19 protein-coding genes are annotated in these 22,865 nt (G+C 54.6%); 6 read left to right on the forward strand and 13 right to left on the reverse strand.

Annotated features, from left to right (window positions below):
• Window positions 1-23 precede the first annotated feature (23 nt).
• The gene (gene aspS / locus Q9245_RS01600) at window positions 24-1,823 is read right to left on the reverse strand and encodes an aspartate--tRNA ligase (RefSeq protein ID WP_305895519.1); all 1,800 of its coding nucleotides are present in this window, start codon (window positions 1,821-1,823) and stop codon (window positions 24-26) included.
• Window positions 1,824-2,156: 333 nt separating this feature from the next.
• Here aspS and fabR point away from each other — a divergent pair, with 333 nt between their 5' ends.
• Entirely contained in the window at window positions 2,157-2,783 is a 627-nt protein-coding gene (gene fabR / locus Q9245_RS01605; protein ID WP_305895520.1) for an HTH-type transcriptional repressor FabR, read from the forward strand.
• On the opposite strand, the gene Q9245_RS01610 is transcribed toward fabR, so the two are convergent.
• From Q9245_RS01610 to guaB, 7 genes are all read right to left on the reverse strand, one after another.
• On the reverse strand, window positions 2,784-3,206 hold the full coding sequence (locus Q9245_RS01610; RefSeq protein WP_305895521.1) for an HIT domain-containing protein: 423 nt from the start codon (window positions 3,204-3,206) through the stop codon (window positions 2,784-2,786).
• Between the two features lie 13 nt (window positions 3,207-3,219).
• Window positions 3,220-4,566, reverse strand: coding sequence for a UDP-glucose/GDP-mannose dehydrogenase family protein (locus Q9245_RS01615; protein WP_305895522.1), 1,347 nt, complete (start codon window positions 4,564-4,566; stop codon window positions 3,220-3,222).
• Between the two features lie 32 nt (window positions 4,567-4,598).
• Window positions 4,599-5,588, reverse strand: coding sequence for a UDP-glucose 4-epimerase GalE (gene galE / locus Q9245_RS01620; protein ID WP_305895523.1), 990 nt, complete (start codon window positions 5,586-5,588; stop codon window positions 4,599-4,601).
• A gap of 6 nt (window positions 5,589-5,594) precedes the next feature.
• Window positions 5,595-6,098: a tRNA adenosine(34) deaminase TadA gene (gene tadA, locus Q9245_RS01625; RefSeq protein ID WP_305895524.1), complete on the reverse strand. Its 504-nt coding sequence runs from the start codon at window positions 6,096-6,098 to the stop codon at window positions 5,595-5,597.
• A gap of 112 nt (window positions 6,099-6,210) precedes the next feature.
• Window positions 6,211-8,307, reverse strand: a complete 2,097-nt coding sequence (locus Q9245_RS01630) for a bifunctional diguanylate cyclase/phosphodiesterase (RefSeq protein WP_305895525.1) — start codon at window positions 8,305-8,307, stop codon at window positions 6,211-6,213.
• A 140-nt stretch (window positions 8,308-8,447) separates the two neighbouring features.
• Window positions 8,448-10,025, reverse strand: coding sequence for a glutamine-hydrolyzing GMP synthase (guaA, locus tag Q9245_RS01635; protein ID WP_305895526.1), 1,578 nt, complete (start codon window positions 10,023-10,025; stop codon window positions 8,448-8,450).
• A gap of 65 nt (window positions 10,026-10,090) precedes the next feature.
• Window positions 10,091-11,554: an IMP dehydrogenase gene (guaB, locus tag Q9245_RS01640; RefSeq protein WP_305897150.1), complete on the reverse strand. Its 1,464-nt coding sequence runs from the start codon at window positions 11,552-11,554 to the stop codon at window positions 10,091-10,093.
• Between the two features lie 214 nt (window positions 11,555-11,768).
• Between guaB and xseA the strand changes: the two genes are divergently transcribed.
• From xseA to Q9245_RS01655, 3 genes are all read left to right on the forward strand, one after another.
• Complete coding sequence (xseA, locus tag Q9245_RS01645) at window positions 11,769-13,118, forward strand: exodeoxyribonuclease VII large subunit (RefSeq protein ID WP_305895527.1); 1,350 nt, start codon at window positions 11,769-11,771, stop codon at window positions 13,116-13,118.
• A gap of 114 nt (window positions 13,119-13,232) precedes the next feature.
• Window positions 13,233-15,107 (forward strand): propionyl-CoA synthetase, encoded by a 1,875-nt coding sequence (locus Q9245_RS01650; protein WP_305895528.1) that lies wholly within the window; start codon window positions 13,233-13,235, stop codon window positions 15,105-15,107.
• A gap of 307 nt (window positions 15,108-15,414) precedes the next feature.
• Window positions 15,415-15,624, forward strand: a complete 210-nt coding sequence (locus Q9245_RS01655; RefSeq protein ID WP_114333539.1) for a cold-shock protein — start codon at window positions 15,415-15,417, stop codon at window positions 15,622-15,624.
• Window positions 15,625-15,728: 104 nt separating this feature from the next.
• Here the strand turns inward: Q9245_RS01655 and leuA are convergent, their stop codons facing one another.
• On the reverse strand, window positions 15,729-17,423 hold the full coding sequence (leuA, locus tag Q9245_RS01660) for a 2-isopropylmalate synthase (protein WP_305895529.1): 1,695 nt from the start codon (window positions 17,421-17,423) through the stop codon (window positions 15,729-15,731).
• Window positions 17,424-17,560: 137 nt separating this feature from the next.
• Between leuA and Q9245_RS01665 the strand changes: the two genes are divergently transcribed.
• The gene (locus tag Q9245_RS01665) at window positions 17,561-18,058 is read left to right on the forward strand and encodes an Lrp/AsnC family transcriptional regulator (protein WP_305895530.1); all 498 of its coding nucleotides are present in this window, start codon (window positions 17,561-17,563) and stop codon (window positions 18,056-18,058) included.
• On the opposite strand, the gene Q9245_RS01670 is transcribed toward Q9245_RS01665, so the two are convergent.
• Window positions 18,046-18,669 (reverse strand): TetR/AcrR family transcriptional regulator, encoded by a 624-nt coding sequence (locus Q9245_RS01670; protein ID WP_305895531.1) that lies wholly within the window; start codon window positions 18,667-18,669, stop codon window positions 18,046-18,048. The two genes, Q9245_RS01665 and Q9245_RS01670, sit on opposite strands and share 13 nt — an antisense overlap.
• Before the next feature lie 124 nt (window positions 18,670-18,793).
• Between Q9245_RS01670 and Q9245_RS01675 the strand changes: the two genes are divergently transcribed.
• Window positions 18,794-20,527: a proline--tRNA ligase gene (locus Q9245_RS01675; protein ID WP_305895532.1), complete on the forward strand. Its 1,734-nt coding sequence runs from the start codon at window positions 18,794-18,796 to the stop codon at window positions 20,525-20,527.
• 51 nt (window positions 20,528-20,578) lie between these two features.
• On the opposite strand, the gene murB is transcribed toward Q9245_RS01675, so the two are convergent.
• The 3 genes from murB to kdsB are packed head-to-tail and all read right to left on the reverse strand — an operon-like array spanning window position 20,579 to window position 22,864.
• On the reverse strand, window positions 20,579-21,610 hold the full coding sequence (murB, locus tag Q9245_RS01680) for a UDP-N-acetylmuramate dehydrogenase (RefSeq protein ID WP_305895533.1): 1,032 nt from the start codon (window positions 21,608-21,610) through the stop codon (window positions 20,579-20,581).
• A complete protein-coding gene (locus Q9245_RS01685; protein ID WP_305895534.1) occupies window positions 21,607-22,086 on the reverse strand; it encodes a low molecular weight protein-tyrosine-phosphatase in 480 nt (159 codons plus the stop codon). The genes murB and Q9245_RS01685 overlap by 4 nt, the downstream gene beginning before the upstream one ends.
• Window positions 22,079-22,864 carry a 3-deoxy-manno-octulosonate cytidylyltransferase gene (gene kdsB, locus Q9245_RS01690; protein ID WP_305895535.1) on the reverse strand — a complete coding sequence of 262 codons (786 nt, stop codon included), beginning with the start codon at window positions 22,862-22,864 and terminating at the stop codon, window positions 22,079-22,081. Before kdsB ends, Q9245_RS01685 begins: the two co-directional genes overlap by 8 nt.
• Window position 22,865 lies beyond the last annotated feature (1 nt).

The raw sequence follows: 22,865 nt of genomic DNA on the forward strand, positions 1-22,865 counted from the left end.
AAGCCGCCTCTCGTCGTTTCCACTTACGCTTTGTCTTCAGCTTTACCGCCATCAGCGGCTTTGGCTGACCGTCGCAAGCGGATGTGCAACTCTTTCAGCTGCTTCTCGTCTACTTCCCCTGGCGCCTGAGTCATCAAGCAAGTGGCGCTCTGGGTTTTCGGGAACGCGATTACGTCACGGATAGACGCAGAGCCGGTCATCAACATCACCAGTCGATCCAGACCAAAGGCCAGACCGCCGTGCGGCGGGCAACCGAACTTCAATGCGTCCAGCAGGAAGCCAAACTTCGCTCGGGCTTCTTCTTCGCCGATACCCAGAATGCGGAAGACCGTGTCCTGCATCGCGCCATCGTGGATACGGATGGAACCACCGCCCAGCTCAGTGCCGTTCAACACCATGTCGTAGGCACGGGAAAGAGCATTCGCCGGGTCAGCCGCCAGCTCTTCCGGGGTGCAGGAAGGTGCTGTGAACGGATGGTGAATTGCAGTCAGGCCGCCATCTGAGGTTTCCTCGAACATCGGGAAATCAACCACCCACATCGGTGCCCATTCGCAGGTCAGCATGTTCAGGTCGTGGCCAACTTTGATGCGCAGCGCGCCCAAGGCTTCGTTTACAACCGTGGTCTTGTCTGCACCGAAGAACACGATGTCGCCGTCTTCTGCACCGACACGTTCCATGATCGCCATGGCAACGTCATCACCCAGGAACTTAACGATCGGAGACTGCAAGCCCTCGACGCCCTTGGCCAGTTCGTTGACCTTGATGTAAGCCAGACCTTTAGCACCGTAGATACCGACGAACTTGGTGTACTCGTCAATCTGTTTACGACTCAGCTCGCCACCTTTCGGTACACGCAGCGCAGCAACACGGCCTTTTGGATCTTTTGCGGGGCCGGCGAAAACTTTGAAGTCAACGCTCTCAACCAGATCGTTCACATCCTGCAGTTCTAGCGGGATACGCAGATCCGGCTTATCGCTGCCGTAGCGCTGCATCGCTTCAGCGTATGGCATGCGCGGAAACTCAGGAAGCTCAACATCCAGCACGTCTTTGAACAGCGTGCGGATCATGTCTTCGTTCAGGTTCATCAGGTTTTCTTCATCTACGAAAGACGCCTCGATATCCACCTGAGTAAACTCTGGCTGACGATCTGCACGAAGGTCTTCGTCACGGAAGCACTTGGCGATCTGGTAGTAACGATCAACACCCGACACCATCAGCATTTGCTTGAACAGCTGCGGCGACTGCGGCAATGCGAAGAAAGAACCGTCGTGGGTACGGCTCGGCACCAGGTAGTCACGGGCACCTTCCGGGGTGGCACGGGTCAAGATGGGCGTTTCCACATCCATAAAACCGCGACTGTCCAGGAAGTTACGGATATAGCTGGTTACCCGGGAACGGAAACGCAAGCGGTTGATCATTTCCGGACGACGCAGGTCAACAAAGCGATAGCGCAAACGCACGTCTTCACCGACGTCTACGTGCTCATCCAGCGGGAACGGAGGCGTGGCTGCGGCATTCAGGATAACCAGCTCTTTACCCAGCAGCTCTACCTGACCAGTGGGCATGTTGTCGTTTTCAGTACCGGCGGGACGGCGACGCACGCGACCGGTTACTTTAACAACGTATTCGCTGCGAACTTTTTCGGCCAGAGCAAAGCTTTCTTCGGTATCCGGGTCAACAACGACCTGAGAAATGCCATCCCGGTCCCGCAGATCCAGGAATATAACCCCACCGTGGTCACGGCGGCGATGTACCCATCCACAGAGTGTAACGTCCTGATCAATGTGAGATTCGTTGATCCCACCGCAATAATGACTGCGCATACCGGTTCCCGTAGTTTCTGAATGTGTGCGTTAAATCGTTAAGTCTGGGCAAGCAGGTGGAGATGGCTTTCCGAAACCGTGCGTAGCCATGGATGGCGGAGCCGAGCGTACACGGACGTATTCACAGCGTGTTTCGGAAAGCCATCTCCACCTGCTTGCTTGCAACAAATCTTGGTCGCTGGAAATTTTTGCGACCTTACTGGAAAAGCCGCCCATTATAAACACAATGACGCCGAAAATCAGGCGTACAAGAACGCATTTAAGACACTCTGGTGACTCTATGCAGACAGGCGGCTAGAATGGCGGTCTTTAGCCGCAATTGGAGCAGCCGTTTTGGCCACCAGAGCAGAGCAAAAACTTAAAACCCGACGGGCACTGATGGACGCCGCCCTGGCCCAACTGAGTGCAGACCGGGGATTCGGCAGTTTGAGTTTGCGCGAAGTGGCCCGTGAAGCCGGCATTGCCCCCACCTCATTTTACCGCCACTTTTCTGAACTGGACGAGCTGGGCCTGGCTCTCGTCGATGAAGGCGGCGTTGCGCTTCGGCAACTCATGCGCCAAGCGCGGAAGCGGATTGTTCGGGACGGGAGTGCCATCTCGACCTCGGTGGATACCTTTATGGAGTATCTTGGCAACAACGCCAATTTGTTTCGTTTGATGCTGCGCGAACGAACCGGTGTGTCCAAGCCGTTCCGGACCGCCGTGAAAGCTGAGATCGAGCATTTCGTAACGGAGTTAGCCGCCGACCTGCGCCGTTTCGCTGAAGAACAAAACAAGCCCATTTCAGACGCCCGGATTGTAGCCGAAGCCATGGTCACACTGGTATTCAACCAAGGGGCAGAAGCCCTGGATGCCACACCCAAAGAGCGGGAAGAGCTCAAGGCGAAACTGAAAATCGAACTGAGGATGATATTGGTAGGCTCCCAAACCCTGGCTCAATGGCAACAGGGTCGGGAATAATCAGAAACTGGGTAAAGCCAGCGATTCGAGTAGGGGCCTGAGCTTTTCAGTGACACGCTCTAGCTCTTCATCACTGTATGGCACAGGCGCCTGCGTACCCCAGACCGGTCCCGGCCAAGCCGGATCGTCCTGAAACCGGACAATATGGTGAAGATGCAGTTGCGACACCATATTACCCAATGCCGCGACGTTCATCTTGTCGCCCTCAAAGAGCTCCATCATCCCTTTGCTCAATGCCGACGACTCTTTTAGCAACTGCATTTGTTGATCAGCCGTCAACTGATAAATTTCCCGAATGCCGGAAACCGCCGGCACCAGAATAATCCACGGCCAGGTGCAGTCGTTCATTAGCCGCACTTCGCAGAGCCCCGACTGGCCTAAACTATGGGTGTCGGCGGCCAGTCGTTCGTGGAGTTCAAACATAGATGCCCCTTGATCAGTCCGCCGAATGAAACTGGTTTTGGCCGCGCCCGATGGCGTAATACGTCAAACCATAGCGCTCCAGCATTTCTGGCTCGTACAGGTTACGGCCGTCAAACACCGCAGGCTCTTTCAGCGCGCCCGCGATGACATCAAAGTCCGGTGAGCGGAACTCTTTCCATTCGGTGCAGATCACCAGCACATCCGCCCCCTTCAGCGCCTGCTCTTTCGTGCCACACAAAGTGAGGCCATCATGATCACCATAAATGCGCTGGGTTTCATTCATCGCTTCCGGGTCAAAAGCCTGAACCTTCGCACCCGCCTTCCATAAACTTTCCATCAAGGTTCTGGAAGATGCCTCACGCATGTCATCGGTGTTCGGCTTGAACGCCAAGCCCCACAGGGCCACCACCTTGCCTTCCAAAGCGCCTTGAAAATAGTGACTGATCTTGTCGAACAGTACATGCTTCTGGGCGTAATTCACGGCTTCGACCGCGTTCAGCAGCTTGGATTCGTAATCGCAATCTCGGGCGGTGCGAGCCAATGCCTGAACATCCTTCGGAAAACAGGAGCCGCCATAGCCACAGCCGGGGTAAATGAAGTGGTAACCGATGCGTGGATCAGAACCGATCCCGCGACGCACGGCTTCAATATCCGCGCCCAAACGCTCTGCCAGATTCGACATCTCGTTCATGAAACTGATTTTGGTGGCCAACATGGAGTTAGCGGCATATTTGGTCAACTCTGCGGACCGGATATCCATAAAGATCATGCGATCACGGTTCCGGTTAAACGGGTAATACACTTCACGCAGCAAATCCGCCGCTTGCTCGCTGTCGGTGCCAATCACGATGCGGTCCGGCTTCATAAAGTCGTTAATGGCCGCGCCTTCTTTCAGAAACTCGGGATTGGAGACCACATCAAACGCCAGTTCAAGCCCGCGCTTGTCCAGTTGCGCACGAACCGCACCCTTCACCTTGTCGCCGGTGCCTACGGGTACCGTGGACTTATCAACCACAACTTTGTATTCATCCATGTATTGGCCGATCGATTTGGCCACTGCCAGTACGTACTGCAGGTCCGCGGAGCCGTCTTCATCCGGCGGGGTACCGACCGCGATGAACTGCAACGTGCCGTGCTTGACCGCCTCTTCTACATCGGTGGTAAAGGATAACCGACCGGCTTCAAACGTATGCTTTACAATCGACTCGAGGCCGGGCTCATAAATCGGGATTTGCCCGTTTTTAAGCTTATTGATCTTGCCTTCATCAACGTCCATGCACAGCACGTCGTGCCCGACATCCGCCAGACAGGCGCCTGTTACGAGACCAACATAGCCTGTTCCAAAAATCGTAATCTTCATGAAGTCTTTCCCGAAAACAATAGGTTAAAGCGTTATTTCGCCGCTTTTTTCTGAAGCCAGATCTTTTCCCACGCTAACGCCGTGCGAACGATCGTATTGAGATCATCGAAATCGGGCTGCCAACCTAATACTTGCTTGATTCTGGCATTATCTGCCATCAACGCAGCGGGGTCGCCGGCTCTACGGCCGGTTTTCTCAACCGGGAAATCGACACCGGACTCTTCTTTCACCACATCGATCACTTCGCTGACGGTGAAGCCGCTGCCATAGCCACAGTTAAGTACCTGAGACTCACCACCTTCTGCCATGTAACTCAGCGCCATCACGTGGGCCTTGGCCAGGTCCTCTACGTGAATGTAGTCACGCACACAGGTGCCATCGCGGGTTTCGTAGTCGGTGCCGAAGACACTCATGCCTTCACGCTGCCCGGTCACACACTCACAAGCCACTTTAATGAGGTGCGTCGCTTCCGGCGTTGCCTGCCCAAGCAGACCATCCGGATTGGCGCCCGCAACGTTGAAGTAGCGCAAAACCACGTAATTAAGGCTGGAAGCGGCGGCCAAATCCATGATCATCCTCTCGCTCATCATTTTCGATGCGCCATAGGGATTGATCGGTGCCAATGGCAAATCTTCCGTTAGCACCGTCTGTTCCGGCATTCCGTAAACGGCCGCGGTCGATGAAAACACCATATAGGGTGTTTTATGGCGCTCAATGGCCTTGAGTAGATTCAGGGTGTTCCGCGTATTGTTGCTGTAGTACTTCAGGGGATTGCTGACCGATTCAGGCACCACAATGTTCGCTGCAAAGTGCAAAACGGCCTCAAAATCGTGAGCAGCGAACACCGCTTCAATCGCGTCTTCATCGCAAAGATCTCCTACCACTAACTCACCGGCCGTCACCGCCCACCGGTAGCCCGTAGACAGGTTATCAAACACCACGATGTCATGACCCGCTTCGGCCAACTGACGAACGACGTGACTACCGATATAGCCGGCACCGCCGGTCACAAGAACTTTCACGTGGGATTACTCCTTCCCTGAATATTGGTTACGCTTCCGGCGGATTTCGTCCCGCCGGCGGCTGAAAAAGTCACTGATCATTTGCCCGCAGTCCTCCGCCAGAACCCCTCCAAGGGTTTCGACCTGCCAGTTAAGGAACGGCTCGTCCAGCGTGCGACGTGCCGATTCGACTGCGCCTGCCTTAGGTTCTTTGGCGCCATAAACAATGCGGCTAACACGGCTGTGCACAATAGCGCCTACACACATGGTACAGGGCTCCAGAGTTACGTAAAGCGTTGCCCCGCTCAGCCTGTAGTTCCCGGCCCGCGCGGCCGCGTCACGTAAAGCGCGGACTTCCGCATGGGCCGTCGGATCACACCCGGTAATAGGCGCATTATAGCCTACGCCTAACTCGCGACCATCCCGAACGACAACTGCCCCCACCGGCACCTCATCTTTCGCAGCGGCATGGGCAGCCAGTGACAGGGCGCGGGCCATCCAGTATTCGTCATTGGCTTGTATATCTGACATAAACGAGGGTCGTCTGATAGGAACTTGAACGATCGCTGCAGCAGGCAATCCAGAAGTGGAACAAAAATACCACGATTCAGCATCTTAACCAAACAACAAGGCCGGCCTTTCATTAGCCTCCGACCATACAACTGTCGGTCAATCGGTAATGCATCAACTCACGCGCCGGGATCGGCTTGCTGAAATGGTAGCCCTGCGCCACGTCACACCCCAGCTTGCACAACACGTTAAGCTGATCGGCTGTTTCCACCCCTTCCGCAACCACTTCCAGATTCAGGCTGTGGGCCATAGCGATCGTTGCCGTAACAAGGTCGCGATCTTCCTTGTTGGTGGTGATGCCACCCACAAAGCTCCGGTCAATTTTGAGGAGATCGAAATCGTACCGCCGCAAATAACTCAATGACGAATATCCGGTTCCGAAGTCATCCATTGACAGTTTGATACCGAGGGTGTGCAGCCCCGTCAAAATGTCATCGACACACGCTTGTCCGATCAGCAGCACGCCTTCGGTAATTTCAAACTCCAGCCGCTCGGGCGCCACTCCGGATGTTCTGAGTGACTGTTTCACATAATCGATAAAATCCTGGTCCCTGAACTGCCGTGGAGAAAGATTGACCGCCATCGTATATTCCTGCCCACTGGCACGCCCCCACTCCTTCAAACACGCCAATGCCTGGGCCAGTACAAATTTCCCGATGGGAACGATCAGCCCGGTGTGCTCCGCAATCGGTATAAACTCGTCCGGCGCAACGCTTCCCATCACCGAGCTGTGCCACCGCAGCAGGGCTTCAGCACCCATGATTCGCCCGCTGCGGAGATTGATCTTAGGCTGGTAGCAAACCTCAAACTCGCCACGCTCCAAAGCACCGTATAACTGCTCTTCAATTTCCAAACGCCGCAAAATCATGGCGTTCATTTGCTTGGTGAAAAACGAATAGGTGTTGCGTCCCGCTTCTTTTGATTGATACATCGCCGCGTCGGCATTGCGCAATAAGTCGGTGGCGCTTTCACCATTATCCGGAAACACCGCAACCCCAATGCTGGTGGACAGAATCAATTCTCTACCGTCAATCGTAAAGGGTTCCCTGAAAACCCCCAGCAATTTTTCTACCGTGCCGACTGCATCAAAACTTTCAGCCAACGCCCCCAACAGCACGATAAATTCATCCCCCCCCAAACGCCCCACCGTGTCCGAGTCCCGCACTACCGAACTCAGCCTGTTTGCGGCCTCAACGAGCACTTTGTCTCCTACATCATGGCCAAGCGAGTCGTTAACCTTTTTGAAATCGTCAACATCCAAAAATACGACGGCCGCTTTTTCGCCACTGCGCTCCATCTCTTTAATCATTTGCGATAGGCGATCAAGCGACAGGAGACGATTGGGTATCGAGGTTAACGCGTCGAAATACGCCTGCTTTCGGATAAGCTCAGCAGCTTCATTTGCTTCTGTAATATCGCGAGCGATAACGACGACCTGTTTCTGGCCCGGAAGATGACTGAGCCTGGCCTCAAAATAGATCCTGCCAATCGGAAGGTCTAAATAGTACTCAAAACTCAGGACACCGCCTTCCGCGATCGATTTTGCAATGGAAGCTTTGAACTTGGCCGACACCTCTTCAGGCAGAAAATCGACCATATGCTTACCAACAATTTGCTCATACTCGACGTAAAGTTTCCGACTGTCACCCGCGTGGCATTCAACAATCCTGCCGTCTTCTGTCAGCAAGAAAAACAAATCCGGAATAGATTCAAAAACGCTGTTCAGCAGCTCCTCTTTTGAAACAGCCTGACGCTGGGCTTTTTTTACGTCTCCCAGATAGACGTCGATGCAATACATTTCGTATTCATCATGCGCGTTCCGAAACATGACATGACTTGAATAAACGCTTACATCCTGACCACTCTTGTTTCGCAAGGTAAGCTCGGAGGCTGGTATTTCAATGCCATCGGTCACCCAGTCCCGGTGCGCCGAGACAACTCCCTCCCGCATATGTTCGGGGATTATCAGATCTTCCAGTTTTTGCCCTACCGCTTCTTCAGCTGAATAGCCGTAGATCTTTTCACTGCCTATATTCCAGTAAACAACTTTTCGTTCTTGGTCGTACCCTTGAACGGAAATAGCGTCAACCGTATCAAACAGCTGACGTACAGCATCCCTTGTATCCGCGTGATGATTTTCCATATCTCCACTCTTTTTTCGATCGCACACCAGTCATTGGTTAAGCTTAGGAAAAACCGCAAAGATCACCAGTTTTTTCTTCAGGATTGATAGAAACGAAAAAGCCCACAACACTGTGGGCTTTTCAATAACTTAGGTTTCGCTATCCATCAGAAGCGGGAGAAGGTTACTCATTCCCACTCAATCGTCGCAGGCGGCTTGGAGGACACATCGTAAGTCACTCGGGAAATACCGCTGATCTCATTGATAATCCGGTTGGAAACCGTTTCCAACAAGTCATACGGCAAGTGGGCCCAACGTGCGGTCATGAAATCGATGGTTTCGACCGCTCGCAGCGCCACAACCCATTCGTAGCGACGTGCATCACCCACCACGCCCACTGATCTCACCGGCAGGAAGACCGCAAACGCCTGGCTGGTTTTGTGGTACAAGTCAGCACGATGAAGCTCTTCAAGGAAGATGGCATCAGCGTGGCGCAGAATATCGGCATATTCTTTTTTCACCTCTCCCAGAATCCGGACACCGAGACCCGGCCCCGGGAACGGGTGGCGATACACCATGTCGTAAGGCAGGCCCAGCTCAAGCCCGATTCGGCGAACTTCGTCCTTGAACAGCTCACGCAACGGCTCAACCAGCTTCAGCTTCATGGTTTCTGGCAGACCGCCCACGTTGTGGTGCGATTTGATCACATGGGCTTTACCCGTTTTGGAAGCCGCAGATTCGATCACGTCCGGGTAGATCGTTCCCTGAGCCAGCCAGTTTACGTCTTTGATTTTCGCCGCTTCGTCGTCGAACACCTCGATAAAGGTGTTTCCGATCACTTTCCGCTTCTGCTCTGGATCGCTGACACCCTTCAGCTTTGACAGGAACAGATCTTCTGCATCCGCACGAATGACCTTCACACCCATGCTGCTGCCGAACATATCCATAACCTGATCGCCTTCGTTCAGGCGAAGCAAGCCGTTATCAACGAACACGCAAGTCAGTTGATCACCGATGGCTTTGTGCAAAAGCGCAGCCGTGACCGAGGAATCAACCCCTCCGGACAGGCCCAACAGTACTTTATCAGTACCCACCTGCTCGCGAATCTGGCGTACGGCATCGTCAACGATTTTGGCCGGGGTCCACAAAGCTTCGCATTCACAGATATTCAGTACAAAGTGTTCGAGAATCCGCTTGCCCTGCAGAGTATGGGTGACCTCCGGGTGGAACTGCACGCCGTACAGGTTGCGCGACACGTCCTGCATCGCTGCAATCGGAGCACTCTCGGTCGATGCGAGCAGCTCAAAGCCTTCTGGCATCGCGACCACTTTATCGCCGTGACTCATCCAGACGTCCAGTAACGAATCGCCGGCAGGCGTCAGGTGATCAGTAATGTCGTTCAGCAATGGCCCTTTCGCGCGCACTTTAACTTGTGCATAGCCAAATTCGCGTTTCTCCGAGCTGGCAACCCGACCGCCCAATTGCTCAGCCATGGTCTGCATGCCGTAGCAAATGCCCAGCACCGGAATACCTTTATCAAACAGGTCCTCTGGTGCACGCGGCCCACCCAATTCGGTAACCGATTCAGGCCCGCCGGCCAGAATGATGCCTTTGGGGTTGAAGTCGTTGAGTTCATCTTCGGTAATGTCAAAAGCTCTAACTTCGCAATACACGCCAATTTCCCGCACGCGGCGAGCAATCAGTTGGGTGTACTGGGAACCGAAATCGAGAATCAGGATACGGTGGTCGTGAATGTTCTGAGCCATGGAGTCCTCGGGCTGAAGAAAAACAACACAGCCCGGAAACCGGGCTGTGTCAGATCAAGCAATAATTAACCGACGCGGTAGTTTGGAGCTTCTTTGGTGATGGTCACGTCATGAACGTGGCTCTCACGCATACCCGCATTGGTAATACGGACAAATTCCGGTTTGGTGCGCATTTCATCAATGTTCGCGCTGCCGGTATACCCCATAGAGGCGCGCAAGCCGCCGATCAACTGGTGAATAATGTTGCGCATCGGGCCTTTGCAGGCAACACGGCCTTCAATGCCTTCTGGCACCAGCTTCTCAATACCTTTGCTGGCATCCTGGAAGTAACGATCGCTGGAGCCCTGCCCCATAGCGCCCAGAGAGCCCATGCCTCGATAGGCCTTGTAGCTACGGCCCTGGAACAATTCGATCTCGCCCGGCGCCTCATCGGTACCTGCCAACAGGCTACCGATCATGACGCAGTTGGCGCCCGCCGCAACCGCTTTGGCAATATCGCCGGAGAAGCGCACACCACCATCTGCGATCAGCGGAACGCCGCGATCTTTCAGAGCGGCCGCAACATTGGATACCGCTGAAATCTGAGGAACACCAATACCCGCAACAATACGCGTGGTACAGATTGAGCCCGGGCCAATACCCACTTTCACCGCATCAGCGCCGGCATCTGCCAAGGCAATGGCCGCGTCTGAAGTGGCGATGTTACCGCCAATTACCTGCACCTGCGGATAGTTTTCCTTAACCCAACGAACGCGATCAATCACGCCTTTCGAGTGGCCATGCGCGGTATCCACCACAATGACATCGACTCCAGCCTCAACCAACGCCTGAACCCGAGCTTCAGTGTCACCGCCGGTACCCACCGCAGCACCTACCCGCAAACGGCCCTGGTCATCTTTACAAGCCATCGGGTAATCTTTTGCTTTCTGGATATCTTTAACGGTAATCAGACCGCGCAACTCGTAGTTATCGTTAACAACCAGAATCTTCTCGATGCGATGTTTGTGCAGAAGCTCTTTTACCTCTACGAGATCCGCGCCTTCTTTCACGGTCACCAGATTTTCTTTTCTGGTCATAATATCCCGAACCGGGGTATCCATCCGGCTTTCAAAGCGGATGTCACGGCCAGTGACAATGCCAACCAGGTCATTACCGTCGACAACCGGCAGACCGGAGATGTTGTTCGCCATGGTGATGTCAACCAACTCACGAACGGTGGTATCCGGCGTTACAGTGATGGGGTCTTTAACGACACCGCTTTCGTGCTTCTTGACCCGGCGCACTTCTGCGGCCTGCTGCTCTACCGTCATGTTTTTATGCATGATACCGATACCGCCTTCCTGGGCCATCGCGACCGCCAGCTCAGCGTCAGTAACCGTATCCATGGCGGCAGAAATCAACGGAATATTCAGAGTGATCCCTTTGGTCAACTGTGTTTTCAGGTCAACCTGATGGGGAAGCACTTCGGAAAATCCGGGCACAAGCAGAACGTCGTCAAACGTGAGGGCTTCTTCGGCAATACGCAGCATTTGGGTCCGCCTTTTGATCATGCTAAATTGGGAGCTCCTGAGCCACACCTGAAGCGGTGTGACAGAGCAAAATCCTTAATCGATCTATTATAAAGTGGTGACAGAACACAGTAAACCACGGGGTTCTTACCATCAGGTTGCATCTTTCTGAATTTCCGTTATTTTTACCCGTCACCTTCTCGGCTATTGCGTATAAAATCCACGGAGCCCGACTTTGACCCCCGCCTACCCGGACACCCGACCCCACGCTCTCAGCGTCAGCGAACTCAATCGCCAGGCACGCCGTCTGCTGGAAACCAGTTTTATGCAAGTCTGGGTAGAAGGCGAAATTTCCGGGCTGTCCAGACCGTCTTCGGGGCACTGGTATTTCTCACTGAAGGACCAGAAATGCCAGATCCGCTGCGCCATGTTCCGCGGCGCGAACCAGCACATTCGCACGCTGCCCCGGGAAGGCGATCAGATCCGCATTCGCGGCAAAGTCACCCTTTATGAAAACCGTGGCGACTTCCAGATTATTGTTGAGCACATGGAACCCGCCGGTCTCGGCGCATTGCAACAAGCTTTCGAAGCGCTTAAGGCGAAGCTTCAAGCCGAAGGATTGTTTGACCCAACGCGCAAACAGCGGCTTCCTGTCACCCCCAAACATATCGGCGTGGTCACCTCGCCTACTGGCGCTGCCATTCATGACATCCTGACGGTACTGGCCCGACGCTGCCCTGCGATTCCGGTCACCATTTACCCGACAGCCGTTCAGGGCAAGGCGGCTACATCCGAGATCGTGAATGCCATCGAGCGCGCCCGACAGCACAATGCTGCAGACGTACTGATCATCGGTCGAGGTGGCGGCTCACTGGAAGATTTGTGGTGCTTCAATGAAGAAACCGTTGCCAGAGCAATTGCCAACTGCCACATCCCCACCGTCAGCGCCGTTGGTCACGAAGTCGATGTCACCATTGCTGATTTTGTCGCCGATTTGCGTGCCCCCACTCCTTCAGCGGCAGCAGAAAAGGTCTCTCCCGACCAACAAGACTGGCTGCGCCGCCTGAACGAGCAACAGGTCCGATTGGGGCACTCGGCCCAACGCTTGTTCAAACGGCTGGAGAACCAGCTCGGTCATCTCGGTGCGCGCCTGAGAGACCCGCGCCGCGAATTGCAGGATAAAGCTCAACGCATGGACGAACTCGACATGCGCCTGAATCATGCAATGCGTCAGAAGATCGAACAGCAATCGCTTAAAACCCATCATCTGACTCTGAGGCTGGAAACCCAGTCTCCGCGAAAGATGATCACCAGCACGGCCGAACAGGTCGGCAAACTGAACGATCGCATGCAAGCGGCCATTCAACATAACCTGAGGCAGCAGCAAGACAAGCTTCACTTGCAGGCACAGACTCTCAATGTTGTCAGCCCCCTTGCTACGCTCGGGCGCGGCTATTCCATCGTCAAGAATGCGACAGGCGATATAGTGCGGAATACCAGCCAGCTCTCAAAAGGCGATACCATTCGCGCCCAATTCGGTCAGGGGCACATTTCCGCGACCGTTACAGAGGTAGAGCCTCAGTAAACCAAGCGCTCTCTTGACTCACTACGCCTATTGTCTACTAGCTCACCCCTGCAAAACTCCTACAGTTGACGGAACCAAACATAAAATAAAAACCACTCAACTGAGGTGGAGCATATGAGCTACAACTCCGCATTTCGCCGTTCCATCGATCAGCGTGACGATTTCTGGCGCGAACAAGCGCAACACATTGACTGGAATTCGGCGCCCAACACCATCTGGCAGCCACTCGAAAACGGTCACGGGGAATGGTTCGCTGACGGCACCCTGAATACCAGCGATGTCGCTCTGGACGCCAACATCCGCGAGGGCCGGGGCGATCAGGCCGCCCTTATTTACGACTCACCCGTTACCAACACCCAGCAAACATACACCTACAACCAACTCCGGGACGAAGTCGCACTGTTCGCCGGCGCCCTGCAAAACCAAGGCATAGAAAAAGGCGATCGGGTGATTATTTATATGCCCATGATCCCGCAAGCCGCCATTGCCATGCTGGCTTGTGCACGCCTGGGAGCGATCCACTCGGTTGTATTCGGAGGCTTTGCCGCCCACGAGCTGGCCGTGCGAATTGACGATGCCACGCCCAAGGCACTGATCACCGCCTCTTGCGGCATCGAAGTCAACACTGTGATTGAATACAAACCTCTGGTCGACAAAGCCATCGAGCAGTCGAGCCACAAGCCAGACCTTTGCGTGGTGTACCAGCGCCCTCAAGCTAAAGCCACAATGCAGGCCGAGCGTGACCGGGACTGGAACGAACTGTGCGCAAACGCCACCCCGGCAGAACCGGTGCCCGTAAACGCGACTGATCCGCTGTACATCCTTTACACCTCCGGCACCACGGGCAAACCCAAAGGCGTGGTCCGGGACAACGGCGGCCATGCTGTTGCCCTCAAGTACAGTATGGGCCTGGTATATGACGCCAAACCCGGCGATGTCTACTGGGCAGCCTCGGATGTCGGCTGGGTCGTCGGCCACAGCTACATTGTTTATGGCCCGCTGTTTGCCGGCTGCACCACGATATTGTACGAAGGCAAACCCATTAAAACCCCTGATGCCGGCGCCTTCTGGCGCGTCATTCAAGACCACAAAGTTGATATCCTGTTCACTGCGCCGACCGCTTTCCGAGCTGTTCGTAAGGAAGATCCCGAGGCGACGCAATTGGCGAAATACGACACCTCGTCTTTGAAACGCATCTATCTGGCCGGTGAACGCCTGGACCCACCGACCTACGAATGGCTGAAAGAAAACACTCACTTGCCGATCCTCGACCACTGGTGGCAGACCGAAACCGGCTGGGCGATCTGCTGCAACCCGGCAGGCATCGAGATGATGGCCACCAAACCCGGATCTTCCACCGTGCCATCACCCGGCTTTGATGTTCGGGTGGTCAACATGGACGGCTCGTCCGTACCAGACGGCGAACAGGGCCAGATTGCCGTCAAACTCCCATTACCCCCCGGCTGCCTGATGACGGTTTGGGGCGACGACGAACGCTTCCTGAACAGCTATCTGCGACCGATTCCTGGCTATTACAGTTCAGGCGATGGCGGGTACGTAGACGAGGATGGGTACGTCTTCATCATGGGCAGAACCGATGACGTCATCAACGTGGCCGGCCACCGCCTTTCAACCGGGGAGATGGAAGAAGTGGTTGCGTCCCACCCAGCCATCGCAGAATGCTGCGTGGTAGGTACACACGACGACCTGAAAGGCCAGTTACCCATTGGACTGGTACTGATTAAAGATGGAGCGACGATCGACCCGGACGAACTGGAAGAAGAACTGATCGAGATGGTTCGGGAAAAGATTGGCGCCATCGCCTGTTTCCGGCGGGCCATCGTCGTTGATCGTCTCCCCAAAACCCGATCCGGCAAGATTCTTCGACGGGTCATTCGCCAGATCGCCGATCAGGAAGAGTACAGCGTGCCAAGCACCATTGACGATCCCGCTATTTTGGAAGAGATCAGCGCAGCACTCCGGCGCTGACCAACAGAAGCACCTTCTCTAAGACGATTCGAGGCCGCTCCATTTCGGGGCCGGCCTTCACTCGACCAATGGATACAAGCAACTGTTTTTAATGCAAAAAAAATTTTAAAAATCGATATCTAAAAAATTGACGGACCGAAAAGTCGGTCTATACTGAAATTGCTGTGTAATTCTGCAGCGGTATTTGGCGAATGTGCACCAACGTCCTGCCCCGGCTTTTCGTTGCCCCTTTCATCAGAACGCCCCGAATTATTCAGCATGTATGGTCCCGTGAGGGCAAACCTTTTAGTAAGTACAGGAAAGATCAATGTCTGATACAAAAACTGGCCAGGTCAAATGGTTCAACGAAGCGAAAGGCTTTGGCTTTATTGAGCAGGAAGGCGGCAGTGACGTTTTCGTTCACTACAGTGCAATCAACTCAGGTGGCTTCCGCACTCTGGCTGAAGGCCAGCAGGTGCAGTTCACCGTTACTCAGGGCCCGAAAGGCCCGCAGGCAGAGAACGTAACGCCGCTATAATCAGGCTTATGTTGATTGCCTGATGCCCCTCACGGGCAGACGGAACAAAACAGCCGGCATTCGTGCCGGCTGTTTTGGTTTCGCTACAAGCTAACAAGCGAGCGTCAGGCCGAAACAGATTCGCGACTATCCGCTCCTTCCGGCATCTGTTCGCCAACTTCCTGGGCAACAGCTGAGAACAAGGCCTGCAAGGTCGCAGAGGTCGTATCTTCAGCCAGTGCAGCTGCACTGCAAAGCTTACCGTTGGCATTCAAACGAATACACGCCAGCGCATTAGCCTTGGTCCCCTCACCCAACGCAAACTCATCGTAAGCCTCAACCGCAATGGAAACACCAAAACGGCGGGTCAACGCATCCGACACAGCTTCGACTGCACCCAAACCGCGACCTTCCAGACTAACTGGCGATTCATCTGCCCCCACCACCACATCGGCGCGTACACCTTCCTCGTCGCGGTGCAAGTTATAGGTTCGCAGCGCCCAATCTTTCGCCACCTTCAGATACCGCTCTTCAAACAAATGGTGAATGGTGTGTGAATCGATCTCACCTCCGTTGGTTTCAGCTTCGGATTGAACCACTTTACTGAACTCGATCTGCAGCCAGCGAGGCAAACTGATGTCGTAGTCACGCTCGAGCACGTATGCCACGCCCCCTTTGCCAGATTGGCTGTTAATTCGCACCACCTCTTCATAACGCCGGCCCAGATCTGAAGGATCGATTGGCAAGTAGGCAACATTCCAGACATCCCCGTCCTTGCGGCGCGCCAAACATTTCCGGATTGCGTCCTGATGGCTGCCGGAAAACGCAGTAAAGACCAACTCGCCGGCGTAGGGATGACGCGGATGAGTGGATATCTCCGTGCAGGCTTCCACCACTTCGGTGATCTCTGCCATGCCCGACAAATCCAACTGAGGATCGACACCCTGCGAGTACAAGTTCATGGCCATAGTGACCAAATCCATATTGCCCGTACGTTCGCCGTTACCCATCAAGGTACCCTCAACCCGATCCGCACCAGCCATCACAGCCAATTCGGCGGCCGCCACGCCGCAGCCGCGATCGTTATGGGTATGAACGCTGATGCTCAACGAATCCCGGTATTGAATGTTTTCGCCAATCCACTCGATCTGGTCAGCGAATACGTTCGGCGTTGACATTTCAACGGTTGCAGGCAAATTGATAATCACCGGCTGCCCCTGATCTGGGCGCCAAACGCCTGTCACCGCATCAATTACGTCCTTGGCAAAATCCAGCTCCGTACCGGTAAAGCTCTCGGGAGAATACTGGAAGGTCCACTCGGTATCGGGATAACGGCCGGCAAACTCCTTCACCAGCGTCGCGCCGTTGCGGGCAATGTCGCAGATTCCCTCACGGTCGAGCCCGAACACCTGTTCACGCTGCACCGTAGAGGTAGAGTTGTAGACGTGCACAATCGCTTTCTTAGCGCCTTCCAAAGCCTCGTAGGTGCGCTCGATCAGCTCGGCGCGCGCCTGCGTCAACACCTGAATAGTGACATCGTCCGGAATCCGGTTCTCTTCAATCAGCTTCCGGCAAAAATCAAAGTCTGGCTGACTCGCGGCTGGAAAGCCTATTTCAATTTCCTTGAAACCCAGCTTAACCAGCAAATCAAACAAGCGCTGCTTTTGGGCAACGGACATCGGCTTGATCAATGACTGGTTACCATCCCGCAGATCCACCGCACACCAGGTTGGCGCCTTTTCAATAATCTGGTCCGGCCAACGGCGATCTTTCTTGGCAACGGGTTTGAAGGGTGCGTATTTCCGATGATCAAAAGCCATGTCTGACAATTCCTTTCACTGATCGAAGAGATAACGCCAGTGTAACCAATTTAACGCGCCATCCGATTGCGAATTTTAGCCGAAAATAGAAAAACTATGGCACAATATTGCCCAACCAAACTAAGCGATGACACATTATGCCGGGCAATGACAAAGCGTTAGTAAAAATAGACAAAACTGATCGAAAAATTCTCGAACAGTTGCAGAATGATGGCTCCCTCACCAACCAGCAGCTCGCCGAAAAGGTCGGTTTGTCGCCCTCCCCGTGCCTGCGCCGGGTTCGGTCACTGGAAGATTCGGGCATCATTGTCAGAACCGCCACCATTCTTGACCACAAGAAACTGGGACTGGCCCTGACCGCCGTCATACTGATAGGGATGGACCGGCACACCCCGGAGCGGTTCGCAGATTTCGAAGAACAGATCGCCAACTACCCAGAAGTGCAGGAATGCTATCTGATTACCGGGCAAAGCGCAGATTACATGCTAAAGGTAGTGGTGCCCGATATGGATCACTATCACCAATTTCTGCTGAACCGTATCACCCGCATTCCCGGTGTCAGCGGAGTGCACTCAAGCTTTGTGTTACGAAGAGTCATCGACAGCACCGCCCTGCCTCTGGGCTATTTGTCCTGACGAATCAACTCCATCAGATAGGCGCGTGCCATGCATTTAAGCTCGTTTGCCAGCAAGGTACCCTGAGATTCCGGTAAGGTAGCAGCCAGCCGCAGAATCGAACCAGCAGAACGTGGTAACAACAAGCTCGCGGTCCATCGACGTTCTTCGGGTATACCCGGAAACTCTTCTTTGAGCCGTGCATCGAAATCCCGAGCGTTACTGTATAGCTCCCGCAAATCCAGTTCCCGCAGTTCCGGCATCGATTCGACACCACTCCAGATGGCCGTATAAGCCGGCTCCGTCCGATAAAACTCGTAAAACAAGTCAATCAGCACGTCCACGGCTTCAGACAACCCGACTTCCAGCAGACGTTCCCGCAGCGCGCTTTCCATTTTTTCGACATGCCCTTCAGCGAGCGCATGAACTATGGCCGCTTTGTTCGGAAAGTAACGATACAGCGAGGCCAGCGACATACCCGATTGCCGGGCAATGGCCGACATACTGGTGCCATCTACGCCATTCTCGTGAAAGATCTCGGCCGCGTGGCGGAGAATGCTGTCCACGCGCTCCCGGCTACGTGCCTGAACCGGCTTCCGGCGCGGTGCTACATTTATAGATTCATCTGTCATCATCTGTACCTTATGGGGCAGGCTCCGTACAATAACGCTCACTTTAAGACAATGAAAGGCAGTTTCGGGCCAGTACCACTGCCAATTAGTCCAATCCCCACTTTTCGAAAAAGCGGAAGACACGATGCGAGCGAGCCGTTATTTGATTGCCACCCAAAAAGAGACCCCTGCTGACGCGGAAATCATCAGCCACCAGCTGATGTTGCGCGCAGGCATGATCCGTAAATTGGCCGCCGGCCTCTATTCCTGGCTACCACTTGGCCTGCGAACCCTGCGCAAAGTAGAACGGATTGTACGTGAAGAAATGGACAAAAGTGGAGCCCAGGAGGTCCTGATGCCCGCTGTCCAGCCGGCAGAGCTATGGCAAGAATCCGGCCGCTGGGAGCAATACGGTGGCGAGTTGCTTCGCCTGCACGACCGTCACGGCCGCGATTTCTGCGTGGGCCCGACTCACGAAGAAGTGATCACCGACCTGGTGCGCAACGAGCTCAAAAGCTACAAAGAACTGCCCGCGAACTTCTACCAGATCCAAACCAAATTCCGTGACGAGCGCCGGCCACGATTCGGCGTGATGCGTGCCCGCGAATTCATCATGAAGGACGCCTACTCATTCCACATTAACGCGGCATCGCTGGATGACACCTACCAGCTCATGCATCGGACCTACTGCAACATTTTTGATCGCCTGGGCCTGGATTACCGCCCGGTACAAGCGGATTCCGGTTCCATTGGCGGCAGCAGTTCCCACGAGTTCCACGTACTGGCCTCTTCCGGTGAAGACGCCATCGTATTCAGCACGGGCGGTGATTACGCAGCCAACATCGAGAAGGCAGAAGCGGTTGCTCCGGCTGGCGCCCGTCCTGCGGCTTCCGAAGACATGAATGAGGTACACACCCCGGATCAGAAAACGATTGATGCCGTCTCCGAGTTCTTGGGTCTGCCGGCTGAACGCAGCGTGAAAACCCTGATCGTAAAAGCCGAGGCCGACGAGAACGGAGAATCAGGCTTGGTTGCCCTTATTCTGCGTGGCGATCACACCCTGAACGAAATCAAAGCTGAAAACCTGCAAGGTGTGGCAGAACCCCTGACCATGGCCACCGACGAAGAGATCGAGAAGGCCATTGGCTGCAAGGCAGGCTCTATTGGCCCGGTGAACCTGCCCATCCCGACCATTGTCGATCGTAGCGCAGCCCATCTGGCTGACTTCGTGTGCGGCGCTAATAAAGACGACTATCACCTGACCGGCGTTAACTGGGAGCGTGATGTTCCGGTTGGCCGCGTTGAAGATATTCGTAACGTGGTAGAAGGTGACCCAAGCCCGGACGGTAACGGCACCCTGGAAATTCGCCGCGGCATCGAAGTTGGCCACATTTTCAAGCTGGGCAACAAATACAGCTCGGCTCTGAACGCCACGGTGCTGGATGAAAACGGAAAGTCGGTCGTGATGGAAATGGGCTGCTACGGCATTGGTGTGTCGCGCATCGTAGCGTCATCCATCGAACAAAATCACGACGACAAAGGCATCATCTGGCCGGACGCAATCGCACCGTTCCAAGTTGCGATTGTGCTGCTGAACGCCCACAAAGCACCAACTGTTGCCGAGGCCGGTGAAAAGCTTTACAACGAGCTTCGTGAAGCGGGCTATGACGTTCTGCTGGACGACCGCAACATGCGCCCGGGCGTGAAGTTTGCCGATATGGAACTGATGGGCATCCCGCACCGGTTTGTTATTTCCGAGCGTGGCCTGAACGCCGGCACCCTGGAATACAAAGGCCGTCGAGACGAAGATAAACAAGATATTGCAGTAGAAGACGCACTGCCTGTGCTGATGAAGGTCTCGCCAAAAGCGGGCCTGTAAAACCTGAAAGGTTCCGGGCGGCCCAGTGGCTGCCCGGAATGCTACCGCTGTTTAGCGAGCCCCAACAATGCCCGGCTCGACCTCCAGTTCCACTCCGAATTTTTCCCGCACCGACTCTCTTACATCCTCAGCCAACGCCAGAACATCCTGACCCGTACCTTGAGAGTGGTTGATCAGCACCAACGCCTGTCGATTATGAATACCGACACGTGCGTTACGAAACCCTTTCCAGCCGGCTTGATCAATCAGCCAGGCCGCGGCCAGTTTGACGCCGTCTGTAAGCGGGTAAAACACCACGTCCGGAAAACACTTCTGAAGTTGTTCAAACTGCGCCTGATCAATCACCGGATTCTTAAAGAAGCTTCCGGTATTGGGCAGGGTCTCAGGGTCCGGTAGCTTTCTCCGGCGGACCGCCATAACCGCCTCGGCGACGTCCAGCGGACTAAGCTTTTCCGCATCGGCATCACTCAGGTAGTCCTGAAGGTCACGATAGCCCAGCTTGAGAGGCGCAGTACGGGACAAGCGCAGACGAATCTCAAGAATGATATACCGACCGGGATTACGCTTGAAAAAACTGTCTCGATAGGCGAACTGACAGTGTTCGGCACTCAGGGTAACGACGTGCCGTGAATCGCAATCCAAAGCCGTCACGCTCTCAAGCGTATCGCACAACTCCACTCCGTAGGCGCCGATATTCTGAACCGGTGCAGCCCCCGCTGTTCCGGGAATCAATGCCAGATTTTCAATGCCCCGATAGCCCGAGCGCGCGGCGTACAAAACCGCATCGTGCCAGTTTTCGCCTGCAGCCAGCGCCAATACGGCTGTGTCGTCCGTTACCTGTTCCCAGCGCCTTCCGCGTATGGCGATATGCAGGACAAGCCCCTCAAAATTACCGGCGAAAACCAGATTGCTGCCGCCACCAAGCACCAGTGTTTCAACCTGCTGCTCACGCGCTATGTCGAGCGCCTGCACAAGTTGATCGGCATTTTCGATATCCACGAACTGCTCGGCTTTTACGGCGATCGCCATCGTGTTCAGGTCTTTCAAACTGACCTGTTCGCGGATCTGTGGCCCGTAACTCAAGCCAACCGCCCCCGAATATGATCAAGCAGCCCTTCGCTGGCGTCCTGGATCAGATCGAGAACCTGCTCAAACCCTTGATCGCCGCCGTAATACGGATCCGGCACTTCCAAATCGCTGGACTGGCCAAACTCCAGAAACAATTGAGGTTCCGCGCCGCCGTTCTGACGCCAAAGATCCCGTACATCGGCCAGATTCGAGCGGTCCATCACCAGCACATAATCAAAAGTATCCAGGTCATCTGGTTTGATCTGCCGTGCCTGCAGGCCAGAAAGATCAATACCTCTTCGCCCTGCTGCCTCAATGGATCGGGAATCCGGAGATTTCCCGGTATGCCAATCTGCTGTTCCGCAAGAATCGATGACTACTTTGTCCGCCATGCCCTGCTCGTTTACGAGCTGACGAAACACGCCTTCGGCACTGGGCGAGCGGCAAATATTACCCAAACAGACAAAAAGAACCCGAACGGATTCAGACATAGCGCCCTCCGGCTTCCATCAATTTTCTGATTCTCTCTAAATCTTCTTCCGTGTCCACGCCTGGCGCAGGGGGCCGCTCTGCAACGTCCACATGAATACTGGCACCGTTGTAGAGCGCCCGTAGCTGTTCCAAAGCTTCCACTTGCTCGGTGGGTGCCGGCACCCAACTCACAAAGTCGCTCAGAACGCTGGCTCGATAACCGTAAATTCCAATGTGACGGAAGTACCCGATGCCCTCCGGTAGATCCACTTCTGCGGAACTGGCATTTTGAGGCCACGTATCCCGAGCCCAGGGAATCGGTGCCCGGCTGAAGTAATGGGCAATACCGCGACCATCAAACACCACTTTAACCACATTCGGGTTAAATACCTGCCGGGCGTCGTGAATGCGCTCGCACAAGGTCGATATCGCCACTTCCGGGTAACGCTCCAGATTGTCGGCTACCTGATTAATCAACGCCGGTGGCAATAGCGGTTCATCACCTTGCACATTGACCACTCGATGCTCGGGCTCAAGCTCGAGCTTGCGCGCGACCTCTTCCAAGCGATCCGTGCCACTGGCGTGATTGGCTGACGTCATCACCACTTCAGCACCAAACGCACGGCAAGCCTCTTCGATACGCGAATCGTCAGTTGCGATCACCACACGGCCTGCCCGGCTTTCCTGAGCGCGCTCATGAACATGCTGGATCATTGGCTTGCCAGCAATCATCGCCAACGGTTTGCCCGGCAATCGGCTGGACGCATAGCGGGCGGGAATCACGACAGTAAAAGACATA

The organism is Marinobacter sp. MDS2, assembly GCF_030718085.1.
Lineage (GTDB): Bacteria > Pseudomonadota > Gammaproteobacteria > Pseudomonadales > Oleiphilaceae > Marinobacter.

Excerpts from the sequence above, each read along its gene's own strand:
- aspS (WP_305895519.1), bottom strand. The coding sequence starts at position 1,823 with ATGCGCAGTCATTATTGCGGTGGGATCAACGAATCTCACATTGATCAG.
- Q9245_RS01610 (WP_305895521.1), bottom strand. The coding sequence starts at position 3,206 with ATGTTTGAACTCCACGAACGACTGGCCGCCGACACCCATAGTTTAGGC.
- Q9245_RS01615 (WP_305895522.1), bottom strand. The coding sequence starts at position 4,566 with ATGAAGATTACGATTTTTGGAACAGGCTATGTTGGTCTCGTAACAGGC.
- tadA (WP_305895524.1), bottom strand. The coding sequence starts at position 6,098 with ATGTCAGATATACAAGCCAATGACGAATACTGGATGGCCCGCGCCCTG.
- guaA (WP_305895526.1), bottom strand. The coding sequence starts at position 10,025 with ATGGCTCAGAACATTCACGACCACCGTATCCTGATTCTCGATTTCGGT.
- guaB (WP_305897150.1), bottom strand. The coding sequence starts at position 11,554 with ATGCTGCGTATTGCCGAAGAAGCCCTCACGTTTGACGACGTTCTGCTT.
- Q9245_RS01650 (WP_305895528.1), top strand. The coding sequence starts at position 13,233 with ATGAGCTACAACTCCGCATTTCGCCGTTCCATCGATCAGCGTGACGAT.
- Q9245_RS01655 (WP_114333539.1), top strand. The coding sequence starts at position 15,415 with ATGTCTGATACAAAAACTGGCCAGGTCAAATGGTTCAACGAAGCGAAA.
- leuA (WP_305895529.1), bottom strand. The coding sequence starts at position 17,423 with ATGGCTTTTGATCATCGGAAATACGCACCCTTCAAACCCGTTGCCAAG.
- Q9245_RS01665 (WP_305895530.1), top strand. The coding sequence starts at position 17,561 with ATGCCGGGCAATGACAAAGCGTTAGTAAAAATAGACAAAACTGATCGA.
- Q9245_RS01670 (WP_305895531.1), bottom strand. The coding sequence starts at position 18,669 with ATGACAGATGAATCTATAAATGTAGCACCGCGCCGGAAGCCGGTTCAG.
- Q9245_RS01675 (WP_305895532.1), top strand. The coding sequence starts at position 18,794 with ATGCGAGCGAGCCGTTATTTGATTGCCACCCAAAAAGAGACCCCTGCT.
- Q9245_RS01685 (WP_305895534.1), bottom strand. The coding sequence starts at position 22,086 with ATGTCTGAATCCGTTCGGGTTCTTTTTGTCTGTTTGGGTAATATTTGC.
- kdsB (WP_305895535.1), bottom strand. The coding sequence starts at position 22,864 with ATGTCTTTTACTGTCGTGATTCCCGCCCGCTATGCGTCCAGCCGATTG.